This is a genomic window from Rahnella sp. NRRL B-41462, assembly GCF_003263525.1.
Lineage (GTDB): Bacteria > Pseudomonadota > Gammaproteobacteria > Enterobacterales > Enterobacteriaceae > Rahnella > Rahnella aceris.
Genome location: NZ_JYDF01000096.1, coordinates 15,686 through 31,989 on the forward strand (window position 1 = coordinate 15,686; position 16,304 = coordinate 31,989).

At 54.8% G+C, this 16,304-nt stretch carries 11 protein-coding genes, 1 tRNA gene and 1 pseudogene; 8 read left to right on the forward strand and 5 right to left on the reverse strand.

What is annotated here, in order from left to right:
* Nucleotides 1-31: 31 nt before the first annotated feature.
* The 3 genes and pseudogenes from UC14_RS20910 (at nucleotide 32) to UC14_RS20920 (ending at nucleotide 2,916) form a co-directional block, all read left to right on the forward strand.
* A pseudogene (locus UC14_RS20910) lies at nucleotides 32-1,122 on the forward strand (alkene reductase).
* Between the two features lie 60 nt (nucleotides 1,123-1,182).
* Entirely contained in the window at nucleotides 1,183-1,965 is a 783-nt protein-coding gene (locus tag UC14_RS20915) for an SDR family oxidoreductase (RefSeq protein WP_015689778.1), read from the forward strand.
* Nucleotides 1,966-2,097: 132 nt separating this feature from the next.
* Complete coding sequence (locus tag UC14_RS20920) at nucleotides 2,098-2,916, forward strand: oxidoreductase (RefSeq protein ID WP_112198367.1); 819 nt, start codon at nucleotides 2,098-2,100, stop codon at nucleotides 2,914-2,916.
* A 199-nt stretch (nucleotides 2,917-3,115) separates the two neighbouring features.
* Here UC14_RS20920 and UC14_RS20925 read toward each other — a convergent pair whose 3' ends face one another.
* Together UC14_RS20925 and UC14_RS20930 are read right to left on the reverse strand one after the other, a co-directional pair.
* Nucleotides 3,116-3,901 carry an NAD(P)-binding domain-containing protein gene (locus UC14_RS20925; protein WP_112198365.1) on the reverse strand — a complete coding sequence of 262 codons (786 nt, stop codon included), beginning with the start codon at nucleotides 3,899-3,901 and terminating at the stop codon, nucleotides 3,116-3,118.
* Nucleotides 3,902-3,994: 93 nt separating this feature from the next.
* Entirely contained in the window at nucleotides 3,995-5,446 is a 1,452-nt protein-coding gene (locus UC14_RS20930; protein ID WP_112198366.1) for an efflux transporter outer membrane subunit, read from the reverse strand.
* 89 nt (nucleotides 5,447-5,535) lie between these two features.
* Between UC14_RS20930 and UC14_RS20935 the strand changes: the two genes are divergently transcribed.
* From UC14_RS20935 to UC14_RS20955, 4 genes are all read left to right on the forward strand, one after another.
* Complete coding sequence (locus UC14_RS20935) at nucleotides 5,536-6,150, forward strand: TetR/AcrR family transcriptional regulator (RefSeq protein WP_013575227.1); 615 nt, start codon at nucleotides 5,536-5,538, stop codon at nucleotides 6,148-6,150.
* Between the two features lie 75 nt (nucleotides 6,151-6,225).
* On the forward strand, nucleotides 6,226-7,335 hold the full coding sequence (locus UC14_RS20940; RefSeq protein ID WP_013575228.1) for an efflux RND transporter periplasmic adaptor subunit: 1,110 nt from the start codon (nucleotides 6,226-6,228) through the stop codon (nucleotides 7,333-7,335).
* Entirely contained in the window at nucleotides 7,332-10,421 is a 3,090-nt protein-coding gene (locus UC14_RS20945) for an efflux RND transporter permease subunit (protein ID WP_013575229.1), read from the forward strand. The genes UC14_RS20940 and UC14_RS20945 overlap by 4 nt, the downstream gene beginning before the upstream one ends.
* A 454-nt stretch (nucleotides 10,422-10,875) precedes the next feature.
* A complete protein-coding gene (locus UC14_RS20955; protein WP_013575230.1) occupies nucleotides 10,876-11,616 on the forward strand; it encodes an SDR family oxidoreductase in 741 nt (246 codons plus the stop codon).
* 330 nt (nucleotides 11,617-11,946) lie between these two features.
* On the opposite strand, the gene UC14_RS20960 is transcribed toward UC14_RS20955, so the two are convergent.
* The 3 genes from UC14_RS20960 to UC14_RS20970 form a co-directional block, all read right to left on the reverse strand.
* Nucleotides 11,947-12,022, reverse strand: a tRNA-Asn gene (locus tag UC14_RS20960).
* Nucleotides 12,023-12,165: 143 nt separating this feature from the next.
* Entirely contained in the window at nucleotides 12,166-12,942 is a 777-nt protein-coding gene (mtfA, locus tag UC14_RS20965) for a DgsA anti-repressor MtfA (RefSeq protein ID WP_013575231.1), read from the reverse strand.
* A 247-nt stretch (nucleotides 12,943-13,189) separates the two neighbouring features.
* The gene (locus UC14_RS20970; RefSeq protein WP_013575232.1) at nucleotides 13,190-14,713 is read right to left on the reverse strand and encodes an EAL domain-containing protein; all 1,524 of its coding nucleotides are present in this window, start codon (nucleotides 14,711-14,713) and stop codon (nucleotides 13,190-13,192) included.
* Nucleotides 14,714-15,241: 528 nt separating this feature from the next.
* Here UC14_RS20970 and UC14_RS20975 point away from each other — a divergent pair.
* A complete protein-coding gene (locus tag UC14_RS20975) occupies nucleotides 15,242-16,255 on the forward strand; it encodes an alpha/beta fold hydrolase (protein ID WP_013575233.1) in 1,014 nt (337 codons plus the stop codon).
* The last annotated feature ends 49 nt before the right edge of the window (nucleotides 16,256-16,304 follow it).

Sequence of the window (16,304 nt, forward strand, 5' to 3'; positions counted from 1 at the left end):
CTTTGACCCACCACTTAGCAGGCGAATAAACATGACCAACCGACCACTATTTCAACCCTATGATCTTGGCTCAATAACACTGGCCAACCACATCGTGATGGCACCGCTGACACGTAACCGGGCCGGAGCGGGGCTGGTGCCGGGCGAACTGGCGGCGACCTACTACGCCCAGCGTGCCACCGCAGGATTGCTGATTACCGAAGCGACGCAGATCTCCGCACAGGCGCAGGGTTATCAGGATACACCGGGGATCTATACACAAGCTCAGATCGATGGCTGGCGCAAAGTGACTGACGCCGTGCATGCCAAAGGCGGGCGCATATTTGTACAGTTATGGCACGTGGGACGAATTTCGCATGTCGATTACAGCCCGGTGGCGCTGCGCCGGTTGCGCCGTCCGCCATCCGTGCTGAGACCAAGACCTTTGTGAACAACGGTTTTGCTGATGTCTCTGAACCACGTGCGCTGGCGTTGCAGGAAATACCGGGGATTATCGACGATTTCAGAAAGGCATCGGCCAATGCCATTGCCGCCGGATTTGACGGCGTGGAGATCCACGGCGCGAATGGATATCTGCTGGAACAGTTCCTGAAAGACGGCGCAAACCAGCGTACCGATGAGTACGGCGGCTCTGTCGGGAATCGTGCGCGCCTGCTGCTGGAAGTCACGGCGGCCGTAAAAGATGAGATCGGCGCAGAACGCACTGGCGTACGCATTTCACCGGTGTCACCTGCTAATGCGATTTCATGCAGTGATCCGCAGCCACAATATGATTACCTCGCTGAACAACTCGATGCATTGGGCATCGTGTATCTCCATGTGGTTGAAGGCGCGACGGGCGGCCCGCGTGATGTATCACCGTTCGATTACGACTCCCTGCGCCGCCGTTTTAAAAACACCTACATCGGTAACAATGGCTATGACCTGGAACTGGCGTCCGCTCAGCTTGCGCAAGGCAAAGCCGATCTGTTCGCGTTCGGTCGTCCGTTCATCTCCAACCCGGATCTGGTTGAAAGGCTGAAGACGGGCGCGCCTCTGGCCTCGCTCAATCCTGAAACTCTTTATGGCGGTGGCGCAGCGGGATATACCGATTACCCGTCGCTGACGGAGACCAGCAAGTAAAGCCCTACCTACATCGCACATTGCGGATTTTGTTTACACATTAAGAAAGAAGATCAACTTATGACTAAAGCTTCAGTTCTCATCACAGGCGCATCCACGGGTATTGGTGCTGTTTACGCGGAACGGTTTGCCCGCCGGGGCCACGATCTGGTTCTGGTCGCGCGCGACAAAGCGAAGTTAGAAACACTGGCCGCGCGTCTGCGACAGGAAAATGGCATTTCTGTCGACGTTCTGCCTGCCGACCTCACGCAAACGCGTGATTTAGCCGCGGTCGAAGCCCGTCTGCGTGAAGACACACGGATTGGCATTCTTATCAATAACGCAGGTATCGCGCAGTCCGGCAGTTTTACCGAGCAGACGCCTGATTCGATAGAAAGCCTTATCGCGCTTAACGTCACCGCCCTGACCAGACTGGCCAGTGCCGTGGCACCACGCTTTGTGCAAGCGGGTGAGGGATCGATCGTCAACATCAGTTCCATCGTCGGACTCGCCCCGGAATTTGCCATGACGGTTTACGGTGCAACCAAAGCCTTTGTGCTTTTCCTGTCTCAGGGAATGAATGTCGAGCTGTCATCTAAAGGCATTTATATCCAGGCGGTGCTCCCTGCGGGCACTTATACGGAAATCTGGGACCGTGCGGGTATCGACATCAGTAACTCGGCAAAATTCATGGAAGTGGGCGAGTTAGTGGATGCCGCACTGGTGGGCTTTGACCGCCGTGAACTGGTCACCATCCCGCCTTTACATAATGCTGCCCGCTGGGACACCCTCGATGCTTCACGTCAGGCGCTGCTCTCAGACATCAAACAAGATGAAGCCGCTGAACGATATAAAGCACAGTAATCAATGAGGTGCACTGTGCAGAACGGTCTTCCGGCTGTTCTGCACAGCGGTAAATCCGACATAAATCCCTTACAGCCTGTCCTCTCATCAGCGATGAGAAACTTTAAACACATCATGAAGGCCTTATTCAGCATGACAAAAAAACGTGTAGCACTGGTTACCGGTGCGTCCTCAGGTATTGGCGAAGCGTCTGCCTGTAAACTTTTAGCCGCTGGATTTACTGTATATGGCACGAGCCGGCGTGGTTCACAGGCGGGAAAACATCCGTTTCCGTTACTGACGCTGGATGTGACCGACGACGCTTCTGTCGGAGCCGCCATTGAGGAGTTGCTGCGTCTGGAGGGGCAGATCGATGTTCTGGTGAACAATGCGGGCTTTGGGGTCGCTCCGGCGGCGGCGGAAGAAAGTTCTGTCGATCAGGCCAAACACATTTTCGACACCAACTTTCTGGGCATCGTCAGGTTGAGCCGGGCAGTGATCCCTCATATGCGCCGTCAGGGCAGCGGACGCATCATCAATATCGGTTCGATACTCGGCATCGTTCCGTTGCCGTATGTGGCACTTTATGCGGCCAGTAAGCATGCGGTGGAAGGGTATTCGGGTGCACTGGATCATGAACTGCGCACGCAGGGCATCAGAGTTTCTGTCATCGAACCTGCTTACATGAAAACACAGTTTGAAGCCAATAATATCGAGCCGGATGCCAGGCTTCAGGAGTATGACCAGATCCGGGCTAAGCTGACGAAAGTGGTGAGCAAGGCAATGGCTGAGGCGGAAAGTCCGGAGGTGGTGGCTGACGTGGTGGTTAAAGCGGCTCAGACTTCACGTCCTAAGATTCGCTATACGGCGGGAAAGCTGGCTGGTCAGTTGAATTTTATTCTCAGATTCGCCCCTGCGTCATTCCTGGATAAGGTGGTGCGCAAAAGTCTTCAGCTTGATGCGAAAAAATAAATGAAGAATAAGACGATGAAAGCATTTACGTTTAAACGCTACGGTAAATCCCCTGAGCCGTACACTAATAAGATATCTTTGACACTGACGCCTGTTTGGCGCAGGCGGATGCGCCGGTTAATCCTGAGGATTTTAGCGGTCAAAAACGACACTCTGAGTTCGGAGTGTCATTCGACATTGGAAAAAAGAGTATTTCATTTCAGCGGGTTATTTGCGCAGCGGGGTTTTCCTGAATTTCCGATAAAACCGTATCAGAAGCCACATGCCAGGGGGTAAGCGCCGCCATTCGTGCAAGAACCTCAACCCCCTGCGACATACCGGGTGCAGCAGATGACATATCCTGCCCCAGTTCCCCGAGGTTGATGGACGGGTGATAACCCGCATATTCAGCACAGTCTTTCAGACCGTTAAGGACAAGCTGGCGGGCAGTGTCATCCGCCATACCTTTCCCGGTCAGCCAGCACGCTAAGCCTTCCGCCAGAAAATAAAAGCCATGACTCATACAAAGACTGACCGTGGCTAAGTCAAAGTCCGGCTCGTCAGGCAAGACGGTCAGGGGGCCCAGCAGGGAAAATAAACGCTGAACCTCTTGATCAGCACCAGTCAGGATCACGCTCGATTTATTGATTTCAGCGGCGAAGGAAAACATCAGTCTGACACAATCAGTGTGTCTGAATAGCTTTCGCAGACTCTGTGAGGGCAGCCCCGGCACCAGTGAAACCAGCGTTTGCGCGCTTCGCAACTGCACCTGATTGGCCATTTCATTCAGAGCATGGCGATCCACGCCGGTAATAATGACATCAGTCTCATTGATGACATCCTGGTAACTGTCCAGCGTCCAGCAGGGGAACTCTCTTCCCAGCTTGCGCACGCGTTCGTTGTTTCCCGAAACCAGAAATACCTCTGCATCAGGCGCGGCAAGAAACAATCCTCGTACCAGTTTTTCAGTTAACGCGTCTACCTCCAGAATACCTATCCTTTTCATCAGTCCCCCGGTTATCAGTACGGCTCTGTCGTGTTATCAACGGTAAAAAGGTCGTCACGTCTGTGACACAAGTAAGGGAAGATCTGCGGCATCTTATGGTGTGGCCGTTTCCGGTGGCTGCCAGCCTCCGCCGAGCGCCCTGAACGTTGCAACAGCCGCGCGCGCAGATTCTGTCTGCGCCTGCGCCCTGGCGTCGGAAGCCTGTAACAGGGTTTCATCGTTGTGCAGGACGTCCATCAGGCTGGCCGTTCCCTGCCGGTAAGCGATAAAAGATGACTGGCGGGCGCTGGCCAGGGCGGTTTCACCACGGGTCAGCATGGCTGCCTGTGTTTCACGATTGACCAGAGCAGAGAAAGCATTTTCGACGTCTTCGGTGGCGCGTAATACCGACAGGCGATAGGCCGCGAGCGCTTCGGCTTCCTGGCCTTTCGCCTGATCTATCTGGGCGTTGATGCGACCAAAATCGAAGAGCCGCCAGCGCAGTCCCAGCACGGCTGCCGACTGGCTGGCACCGCCGGAGAACAGGTTGTCGCCCGACACAGCCGTTGCGCTGCCGAGCAGGGCACTGAGTGAAAACTTCGGATAATACTCACTGACGGCCACGCCGATGCGTGCACTCGACGCCGCGAGATGGCGCTCCGCCACGATAATATCGGGTCTGCGGCGCAACAGGTCGGCAGGTGTGCCCGTTGAGGCTATCTGCGGAGCCTGCGGTATGGCACCCGGCAACGCTAACTGACTGCGATGGGTGCCGGGAGGCGTGCCAAGCATGACATCTAATGCATTCATGGCCGCATCAAGCCCGGTACGGAGAACCGGTACGGTTGCCTGAACCTGCGCCAGTTCCCCTTCGGTCTGGCGAACCTGATACGCCGGAGCCAGTCCTTTAGCATTCAGGAGTTGTACCTTTTCCAGCAGCTCCTGCTGCGTACTGACCTGTTTCTCCGCGATGGACAGCCGGGTTTGTAATCCGCGCAGGGTGATATAGGTATCGGCAGTCTGAGCCGCGACGGCAAGACGGGTGGCGGCGACGCCCGCTTCGGAAGCCTGATAGTCAGCCAGTGCAGCCTGACGCCCGCGTCGCAGCCCCCCAAATACGTCAATCTCCCAGCTTGCGTTGAGATCGGTTTCATAGCTATTGCCGTAGCGATTATAATCCGGCGTTGCGCTGAGAACCTGACCCAGCGGGGTTTCGGCCGACTGATACGCGCGTGCCGCTTGCCCGCTGACGTTCCCTGAAGGTAACAGCGCTGCTGTGGCCGCGCCCAGTCCGGCGCGTGACTGGGCCATGCGGGCGGTGGCCTGTGCGAGATCGAGATTCTGCGCGAGGGCGTCGGTAACGTACTGACTTAACAGGGGATCGCCGAAGCCGTCCCACCAGACGGCAAAACTGGCGGGTCTGGAGGCGCTTCTCTGCTGGACGGCAGACTGTGCCTGATAGCGTTCAGGAAGGGGGGCATCCGGGCGATGATAATCCGGCCCGACGGCGCAACCCGCCAGTAAGGCGCTGCTCACCACCAGTGCAAGAGTACGGAGGGGGAACATTGATATTCCTTGAGTCAGTTTTGAAGTGTGACTACATTACCAAATGGTCACTCGTTGTCAATCAGGGCTCATTGAGCTAAGCTGGAAAAATGACTAAACACATAAATGTACATCCCCCAAGGGGGCCATCAGATCACAGTGTGCGTGATCAGGTCGTTGACGCTGCCACAGAGCATTTCGGGCATTTTGGTTACGAGAAAACCACAGTGTCAGAACTGGCTAAATCAATAGGGTTTTCAAAATCCTACATCTATAAATTTTTCGATTCCAAGCAGGCGATTGGCGAGGTGATCTGCACTAACCGGCTGGCGATGATCATGGCGATTGTCAATTCAGCGATTGCAGATGCCCCGTCGGCCTCCGAAAAGTTGCGGCGTTTATTCAGGGCACTGACTGAAGCCGGCAGTGATTTGTTTTTTCACGATCGCAAGCTTTATGACATTGCTGCCGTGGCGGCGCGGGATAAGTGGCCGTCGGCAGAGGCTCATGAAGAGCGTCTGAGAACACTGATTGAACAAATCATTGTTGAAGGGCGGCAGGCGGGCGAGTTTGAACGAAAAACGCCGCTGGATGAGGCGGCGCACGCGATATATCTGGTCATGCGGCCTTACATCAGTCCGGTACAGTTGCAATACAATCTGGAAACGGCACCGGCGGCTGCGGCACTCCTCTCCTCACTGATACTGAGAAGTCTGTCACCCTGAGTGGTGACTATTGACATTATTGGTCACTAGTCTGAGAATGCGGTTACTGTCCTGCTAATTCAATTAAGGGAACCCATGCTCAGGCTTAATCCTGCCACCTTTGCTGTTTGCCTGTTGCCGCTTGCCCTTGTGGCCTGCGGCGACTCTTCCGGTACCGACGATCCCCGTACTCAGCCTCCTCTGGTCAGATCTGCGACCGTGGTGAGTGCTGCCGATGCCTCCCGCGCATTTACCGGCGTTGTTGTCGCCCGGATTCAAAGCGACCTCGGTTTCAGAGTGCAGGGAAAAATCCTTGAACGCCTGGTCGATACCGGCCAGACCGTTAAACGCGGTCAGCCATTGATGCGTCTGGATCCGGTTGACCTGAGTCTGCAGGCACAGGCTCAGCAACAGACCGTCGCGGCGGCACGGGCCCGTGCAAGACAAGCGACTGATGACGAGGTGCGCTATCGCGGTCTGGTCGCTGCAGGCGCAGTGTCGGCATCGGCCTACGATCAGATAAAGGCCGCCGCAGATACGGCCAAAGCGGAACTCAGTGCGGCTCAGGCCCAGGCCAATGTGGCGCAAAACGCCACGGGCTACGCCGTGCTGCTGGCTGACGCCGACGGCGTGGTCATGGATACGCTGGCTGAACCCGGTCAGGTTGTCAGCGCCGGGCAGCCAGTGGTCCGGCTGGCCAGAGCAGGGCAACGCGAGGCCATCGTGCAATTGCCTGAGACGTTACGCCCGGTTGCCGGAAGCGAGGCCGAAGCAACGTTGTACGGTACCGGTAAACAGGCTGTCCCTGCGAAACTGCGGCTTCTTTCCGATGCGGCAGATCCGCTAACCCGTACCTTCGAGGCGAGATATGTACTTGAGGGAGCACTGGCGAATGCCCCGCTGGGATCCACCGTGACGCTGCATATTGCAGACGATAAATTACCGGGCCAGGTGATGCAGGTGCCTTTAGCGGCCATCTATGATCCGGGCAAAGGGCCGGGGGTCTGGGAGATTTCAGGTAAGCCCGCCAAAGTGTCATGGCGGCCCGTGCAGGTGCAGGGATTGGGTGACGATGCGGCGAGGGTGACCGGTTCCCTTAAGCCGGGAGAGCAGGTGGTCGCTCTCGGGGCGCATCTGCTGCATGACGGTGAGGCCGTACGCCTGGCCGAACAAAGCGATGCCAGCGTCGCCGGGAGCCAGCCATGAGCGCGGGGCGATTCAATCTTTCTGCGCTCGCCGTGCGTGAGCGCTCAATCACGCTGTTCCTGATTATCCTGATTACCGTGGCCGGTATTCTTTCGTTTTTTGAACTGGGACGGGCTGAAGATCCGCCGTTTACGGTCAAGCAGATGACCATTATTTCTGCCTGGCCGGGTGCCACCGCGCAGGAAATGCAGGATCAGGTGGCTGAACCGCTGGAAAAGCGTATGCAGGAGCTGAAGTGGTATGACCGCAGCGAGACGTACACGCGTCCCGGTCTGGCTTTTACCATGCTTTCGCTGAAGGACAGCACACCGCCTTCACAGGTGCAGGAAGAGTTTTATCAGGCACGTAAGAAGCTGGGGGATGAGACCAAAAACCTGCCAGCAGGCGTCATCGGGCCAATGGTCAATGATGAATTCTCTGACGTGACCTTTGCGCTTTTTGCGCTGAAGGCCAAAGGTGAGCCACAGCGACTGCTGGTGCGCGATGCGGAATCGTTGCGCCAGCAAATTCTGCATGTGCCGGGGGTCAAGAAGGTCAATATCATCGGCGAACAGGCCGAACGCATCTTTGTGTCGTTCTCGCATGACCGGCTGGCCACGCTGGGTATTTCGCCTCAGGATATTTTCTCCGCCCTCAACAGCCAGAACGTCCTGACGCCCGCCGGTTCGATTGATACCAAAGGGCCGCAGGTCTTTATCCGCCTGGATGGCGCCTTCGACAAACTGGAGAAAATCCGCGAAACGCCCATCGTCGTACAGGGCAGAACCTTGCAGCTTTCTGACGTGGCAACCGTTGAACGGGGCTACGAAGATCCTGCGACCTTCCTGATCCGCAATCAGGGTGAACCGGCGCTGCTGCTGGGCATCGTTATGCGCGACGGCTGGAACGGTCTGGATTTGGGTAAGGCGCTGGATGCGGAAACGGCCAAAATCAATGAGGGCATGCCGCTGGGCATGACCCTGACCAAGGTCACCGATCAGTCAGTCAACATCAGCTCCGCCGTTGACGAGTTCATGATCAAATTCTTCGTCGCGCTGCTGGTGGTGATGGTGGTGTGCTTCGTCAGTATGGGCTGGCGCGTGGGTGTGGTGGTGGCCGCCGCGGTGCCGCTGACGCTGGCGATTGTCTTTGTGGTGATGGAGGCTTCCGGCAAAAACTTTGACCGTATTACCCTGGGCTCGCTGATCCTGGCGCTCGGGTTGCTGGTCGATGATGCCATCATCGCCATCGAAATGATGGTGGTGAAAATGGAAGAGGGCTACGACCGCATCAAAGCCTCGGCCTATGCCTGGAGTCACACGGCAGCCCCGATGCTGGCAGGCACGCTGGTCACCGCCGTCGGATTCATGCCCAACGGTTTTGCCCAGTCCACTGCCGGTGAATACACCAGCAACATGTTCTGGATTGTCGGTATCGCCCTGATTGCTTCCTGGATTGTGGCGGTGGTGTTTACGCCTTATCTGGGCGTGAAAATGTTGCCGAAAATCAAAACGGTGGAGGGCGGGCATGCGGCGATTTACGACACCCGTCATTACAACCGTTTTCGCCGGGTGCTGACCCGCGTCATCGCGCGCAAGTGGATAGTCGCCGGTACCGTTATTGCCGTCTTTACGGTCGCTATACTTGGCATGGGGCTGGTGAAAAAACAATTTTTCCCGACCTCTGACCGCCCGGAAGTACTGGTTGAAGTGCAGATGCCTTATGGCACTTCTATTGAGCAGACCAGCGCCACCACGGCGAAAATCGAAGCCTGGCTGAGAAAGCAGAAAGAGGCAAAAATCGTCACGTCCTACATCGGGCAGGGGTCACCGCGTTTTTATCTGGCCATGGCGCCTGAGCTGCCTGACCCGTCGTTTGCGAAAATTGTCGTGCTGACGGACAGTCAGGAAGCGCGCGAGGCGCTCAAGTTCAGGCTACGTGAAGCGGCGGCCAGCGGCCTGGCACCTGAGGCGCGCGTGCGTGTGACCCAACTGGTGTTCGGTCCGTATTCTCCTTATCCGGTGGCCTACCGGGTGATGGGGCCGGATCCTGATAAACTGCGCGAAATTGCAGACAAGGTCGAAAAGGTGATGCAGGCCAGCCCGATGATGAGGACCGTCAACACCGACTGGGGGCCGCGTGTACCGGCGCTGCATTTCACGCTCAATCAGGATCGCCTGCAGGCGGTGGGGCTGACATCGAATGCGGTCGCACAGCAGCTTCAGTTCCTGCTTTCAGGGGTTCCGATCACCTCGGTGCGTGAAGATATCCGTTCGGTGCAGGTGATGGGGCGGGCGGCAGGAGATATCCGGCTTGATCCGGAAAAAATCGCCGGTTTTACCTTAGTGGGTTCTTCCGGCCAGCGCATTCCGCTGTCGCAGATCGGGGAGGTTGAGGTGCAAATGGAAGATCCTGTTCTGCGCCGTCGCGATCGTACGCCGACCATTACCGTGCGGGGGGACATTGCCGAAAACCTGCAGCCCCCGGATGTCTCCACGGCAATGATCAAAGCGTTACAGCCGGTCATTGATACGCTCCCGGCCGGATACCGTATCGAGCAGGCGGGTTCTATTGAAGAATCCGGAAAAGCCACCGAGGCGATGGCACCGCTGTTCCCGATCATGATTGCCATGACGCTGTTGATCATTATCCTGCAGGTGCGGTCGATGTCGGCGATGGTGATGGTCTTCCTCACCGCGCCACTGGGGCTGATTGGGGTGGTGCCCACGCTGCTGCTCTTTAACCAGCCGTTTGGCATCAATGCGCTGGTCGGACTGATTGCGCTGTCGGGCATCCTGATGCGTAACACCCTGATCCTGATAGGGCAGATCCATCACAACGAACAGGAAGGGCTGCCGCCATTCCATGCGGTGGTGGAGGCAACAGTGCAGCGGGCCAGACCGGTGTTGCTGACGGCGATGGCGGCCATTCTGGCGTTTATCCCGCTGACCCACTCGGTGTTCTGGGGAACGCTGGCTTATACGCTGATTGGCGGGACGTTTGGCGGCACTATCATCACGCTGGTCTTCCTGCCGGCAATGTATGCCATCTGGTTCAGGATACGGCCTGATGAACAGCAGCAGAACGCACGGACGGAATTAGCGTAAGCAGTCCCGGACGAATGGCTGAAGCGTATTTTTGTCGTGCAGTCTCACCACAGATCCTTGTCACAGGGCAAGGGGCTGTGGTTTTTCCCGTCCCGGCTGGCTTTTCTTGAGCAGCAGGGCATTCTTGCGAGAGTGCCCGGCCCCGACGACAGGCGCAAAGATTTCTGCACGCTGACCGAGAAAGGCCTCGACCTCATTCCTGTCGTGCTCATTTCTGCGAGTGCAGTGAGCGGAGCTGAAATCAGATTGCGGGTGTCCGCATCTGTTATTGTTATGTTGCTGGTTTGCGGATCGCCCGGGTATTTGGAATTCAGTCTTTCAGATCATTAAGCAAAGGAAACAGTACTTCTCCGGCTTTAACTGCCGGTAGTTGTGAAGCCCTCAGAAGGGATGGGCAGTAATGGAGTTCTTTCGTAAGGTAAATGGCGGTTATAACGATTAAAGGGGAGTCATTATGGGAAGATTTCACGGTAAACGTGTACTTATAACGGGGGGCACCAGCGGTATGGGGCTGGCAGGAGCGCTGCGAATTGTGAAAGAGGGTGGACAAGTTGCCATCACAGGGCTGAGTGAAGAACGTCTGGCCCGGGCCCGTAAGCTGTTGCCGGACACTGCACTGATCCTGAAAAGTGATGCAGCAAGTGAGGCAGATATTGATGCGCTCGCAACGGCAGTCAGCGGCTGGGGGCATCTCGACGGATTGTGGCTGAATGCGGGTTACGCAGAGGTTGGTGCACCGGAATCCGTTACGGCCGACGCCTTTAATCGCATGATGAATGCCAATGTTCGCGGGCCTATGCTCCAGCTTGCATCACTTTCCAACATTTTGAACCCAGGTGCATCAGTGTTGGTCACTGCATCGTCTTCAGTCTATGAAGGTGCGCCAATGACGAGCTTATATGCTGCAACAAAAGGTGCCGTTGTCGCCATGGTAAAAAGCTGGGCCGCCTCGCTGGCTGCACGCAACATTCGCGCCAACACGCTGGTGCCAGGGCCTGTCGAGACTAATTTTAGACACTTCATGCCCGAGGAGTCGCGGCAACAGTTTGAAGATTTTGTAGTAAGCCAGGTGCCTCTCAGACGAGCCGGTACAGCTGATGAAGCGGCTGCCGTCGCACTTTTTCTGCTCTCAGATGATGCGTCTTACGTAACCGGAAGCCAGTACGCTGTGGATGGCGGACTGGTTCACTTGTGAGTTCAATCTGCCTCAGCGCCTTATTAACCGTATTTTCACTCATTGGTTTATAGAAATTACGGATGCCGGGGCAACGTGTTTAAAGGTTTTTTGCGGATGGTTTAATTTGCGGATTTTTGAATCGTTAAGAGATATTTGGGGGTCACTGCGTCATCGAACTCACCTGACCCCAAATCTGACCACCAAATGCTCCCGGCGCGGAGGGAAAACTGAAAATGCATCAGGGCTATTTTCACACTCACTGATTGCCTCAACGCCATACAGGCAGGGGCTGCGGCGTATAAAAAGCAAAAGGCCCGCTTAAGTTTCCTTAAGCGGGCCTTTCTAATTTGGCTCCTCTGACTGGACTCGAACCAGTGACATACGGATTAACAGTCCGCCGTTCTACCGACTGAACTACAGAGGAATCGTTGGAACGGGGCGAATAATATCCAGAGGGCTGCGGAGTGTCAACGCTAAATTAGTCAAAAATGTCCGACTGCTCAGCAACTAATCAATGTCGCCATAAAAGGGTACTTTACTGCGGAAAAACGTCCGTCAAAACGGAATTTAACAATCGCAGCGCTGACCGCGAAGTTGCCTTGCCAGCGGGTCCTGTTGATAAAAACGGCTGAAATGGCCGTATACCAGCGGAAAACGCTCTGAAAGTAATTCTGGTGCACTAAAGAAATACTCTGACAGTACCGCAAAACATTCGGCCGCATCGGTCGCCGCGTAGGCGTCCATGCTGGCAGCCTCTTCGCCGACAGTGTCGATTTCATCCTGCAGATTTTGCATCGCGGCGTGTAAATCGTGTTCCCATGACACCACCTCACGCAGCGGAATAGGCGGAATACCCGTGACTTCGCCGCCGTTGCGCATATCCAGTTTATGCGCCGCTTCGTGGATGATCAGGTTAAAACCAGAATTGTCGAATGAGTCCTCGATGTCCTGCCAGTTGAGTACAATCGGGCCCTGATCCCAGCTTTGTCCGGCATGAATTTGTGAACCGGCATGCACCAGCCCGTTTTCATCCTGCCAGGGAGCATCAACCACGAACGGGGAAGGGTAGAGCAGGATTTCGTGAAAGCCATCGAGCCAGGAAGCGCCCAGTTCCATCACCGGCAGCGCAAAAAGCAGCGCGATACGGGCCTGCATCAGTTCAGTCAGCTCAACGCCTTGCAGAGGAACCAGCCTTTTTTGTTGCAGCAACTGGCTGGCGACCTGAATCAGACGCAGTTTCTCATCTTCGTTGAGGCAAGATAAAAGTGGGATATTCAGCGCGTCATTCCAGGCGTCTGATTTCTCAATTTTCAGTTCATTCGCTTTCCACGGCCACTTAATCATCATCTTGCTCGCAAAGTGATCATTCTGATTGTCAGCAGGGTTCTCCGCCAGAGTACTCCAATACAAGTAACTTCAACAAGTTAGCTTAGTTATCGGGCTCATCCTGTATGGATGTTACACACCGGCAGTTTTTTAGCAAAAAGCACAGACATCTTATAAGACGCAGCTCACGTTATTAGTCTAGTCACTGAGTCACGAATGTGCCCGCAGTATGAAGAGATAGCGCCCGCCACAGGCTGCATGAAAATCAGAGCCATTTCCGGATAAAATCGGCGGGCGGTACAGGCTTTCCGAAAAAGTAACCTTGCAGGAATTCCAGCCGGTACGGGGCAAGATAATTTACCTGTGTCTGGGTTTCAATGCCTTCGGCCACGATGATCATTTGCAGACGTTTAGCCAGGTCAATCACGTTATCAACAATGTGCCCGGCCAGCGCGTCTGTACCAATCCGGCCTATGAAACTCTGGTCAATCTTCAGAATATCAATGTGGAATTTTTGCAGGTACGCCAGGCTGGAATGCCCGGTGCCAAAGTCGTCCAGCGCGATCAGCACGCCCATCTGGCGAAGTGTGTGAAACAGGCTGGAGGTGATTTCACCCGGCTCGATTAATTCACGTTCAGTCAGCTCAAGCACCAGATTGATCGGGTTCTCCCTGAAGGCATCAATAAATGCTTTGCAGTCTTCAGCCAGTGAGAGGTCTTTGAAATGGCTGGCGCAGATATTGAAACCGAAATGGAAATTTTTAGGCAACTGTGCTGCCAGCGGGCCGAACTGTTCACGTACCTGCGTCATGATGAGGCGCGTCATGGGCACAATCAGGCCGCTCTCTTCTGCCAGCGGGATAAACTGATAAGGCGGGATCAGCCCTGATTGCGGATGCTGCCAGCGCATCAGCACTTCAGCGCCGGTCACCTCATGCGTGGTGCCATCCACCACCGGCTGTAAATAAGGAATGAACTGTTTTTTCTCCAGCGCTTCTCTCAGCGCCGCCGTCGGGCTGCCGACACGACCGAGCAGACTGTAGGTCATGAAAGCGATAAATAAGCTGAGCAGCGGGAACAATATCAGGCTGACGGTGGCGTAATCAAAAACATAACCCCAGTGGTCACTGGGTCGGATCACTAAGCGAATCGCGTAGGGGTAGTTCTGAGAAGCAAGCTCCATACGTTCACCGTCCGGCCAGCCTTCACCGGTGTGAATGCTGCCATTGCTGTCCATCCACTGGTCGCCTACCTGCAATACCAGATAAGCGTGAGTGCTGAGCAACGACAGGATGTTGTGCAGAAAATAGCCATCCACACCAACCAGCACGCCGCTGCCGTTAACGTCATGACGATAGGCAATAAGAGGATGATCGGGCGTGATGCTGTTGCCACGCATCAGCATTAACCGTCCGTCGATATATTTGTCGGTCGAGATATTGTCAGCACGCGGGCCGAATAAGGAGGCGCAGTAAATCGTATTCTGGCGGTAGAGGTTGACCGTGCGGACATTGGGCACTTTGGCTACCTGCCAGCGTAGCGCCTGCACGGTGTTGGCATCACAGGGGACGCCAATCAGATTCTCAACGGCACTGGTGGCAATGGCGGCATTATCCAGCGTCATATCCACCAGCCTCACCGACTGTTGCAGGTTTGCGGCGGTATCACGGCGTAATCCCTGAGAAGTTTGCCACGAGATCGCCAGTATGCCGAGAGCAGCAACAACAAGGAATGCGAGTAGTGAAAGGCATATTCGGACAGAGCGTCGGGTTAACCAGTTTAGGGCCAAGGGTATCCCCCAGTGAGAGTCAGAGAGCGGCATTTTGTCCCGTTAATATACCTCATAATCCCGCTCTGCGGTGTGGAGCTTTGCGAAGAAGATTCGGTATGGCACTGATTTAAAGGTGACGTTTTGCTCAAAAATACCTATCTGAACCGATATTTCTACCCTGACAATATATAAAAATAGTTTTTTAATTTAATGATGGGTTTTTTATATCATTATGTTTGTGTTTATATCCCGCCGGGGGATATGTGATATTTATTATGTTAAGAAAGATGGAATATTCCCTGTCCTTATGAATAATTATCTCAACAGGTGTCTTAAGTCAGAATGAAAAAATATCTTTGCTTCACACTGACGAAAGACCTTTATTAACGTTAAGTGATGGGTCAATCATAAGGTGTGAAATATGTCTGAGAATAACGCCATATCACAATTATCCGGAATATTGGATAAGTGGTTTTCCTGACGGCGTAAAGTTTGTAGCATAAGGCTTTACGCCGTCGGTTCCGTGAACACCACCAGGACAACCCCATGCTTCCCCGTTTTAAACTGCTCTTTTGTGCTGCTGTTTTATCGTTCTCCTTCTCCGGCGCGTCAATGGCTGCCGATGCGCCTTCTTACGGTCCGCAATTGCAGGGATTTGATTATCCGTTCCCGCTGAAACAATTCTCTTTTAATTCCCAGGGTGCCCCGCTGCAAATGGGGTATCTGGATGTGCCGCCCACCGGGCACAAAAATGGTCAGACCGTGGTGCTGATGCATGGCAAGAATTTCTGTGCCGCGACCTGGGGTGACACTATTTCGGCGCTGGTCAGTAAAGGCTACCGGGTTATCGCGCCCGATCAGGTCGGGTTCTGTTCGTCGACCAAACCTTCGCATTACCAGTACAGTTTCCAGCAACTGGCGACCAACACGCATGATTTGCTTAAAAGTCTGAAGATTACCAAAGCGGTGATTGTCGGGCATTCGACCGGCGGTATGCTGGCGACGCGCTACAGCCTGATGTATGCGCCGGAAGTGTCGAAACTGGTGCTGGTGAACCCGATTGGTCTGGAAGACTGGAAAGCTAAGGGCGTGCCGTATCGTACCGTCGATCAGTGGTACGACCGTGAGCTGAAAACCTCGGCGGAAAGCATTAAACAGTACGAACTCAAAACCTATTACGTGAATAAGTGGAAACCGGAATACGACCGCTGGGTCGATATGCTGGCAGGGCTGAACAACGGGCCGGGGCATAAACTGGTGGCCTGGAACTCGGCACTGATATACGACATGATTTTCACGCAGCCGGTCTTTTACGAATTCAAAAACCTGCGTGTACCGACCACGCTGATGATCGGCACGGCTGATACGACAGCCATCGGCAGCGATATTGCGCCGCCTGCGGTAAAAGCAAAAATCGGTCATTACAACGTGCTGGGTAAACAGGTTGCGAAGCTTATTCCGCACGCGAAACTGATTGAGTTTAAAGGTCTGGGCCACGCACCGCAGATGGAAGAACCGGAAAGATTCAATGCGACGCTGCTGAAAACGCTGGCGCGCTGATGTTCCTGTACTCCTGAAACGGTATTCATGAAAAAACCGCAGTCATGAC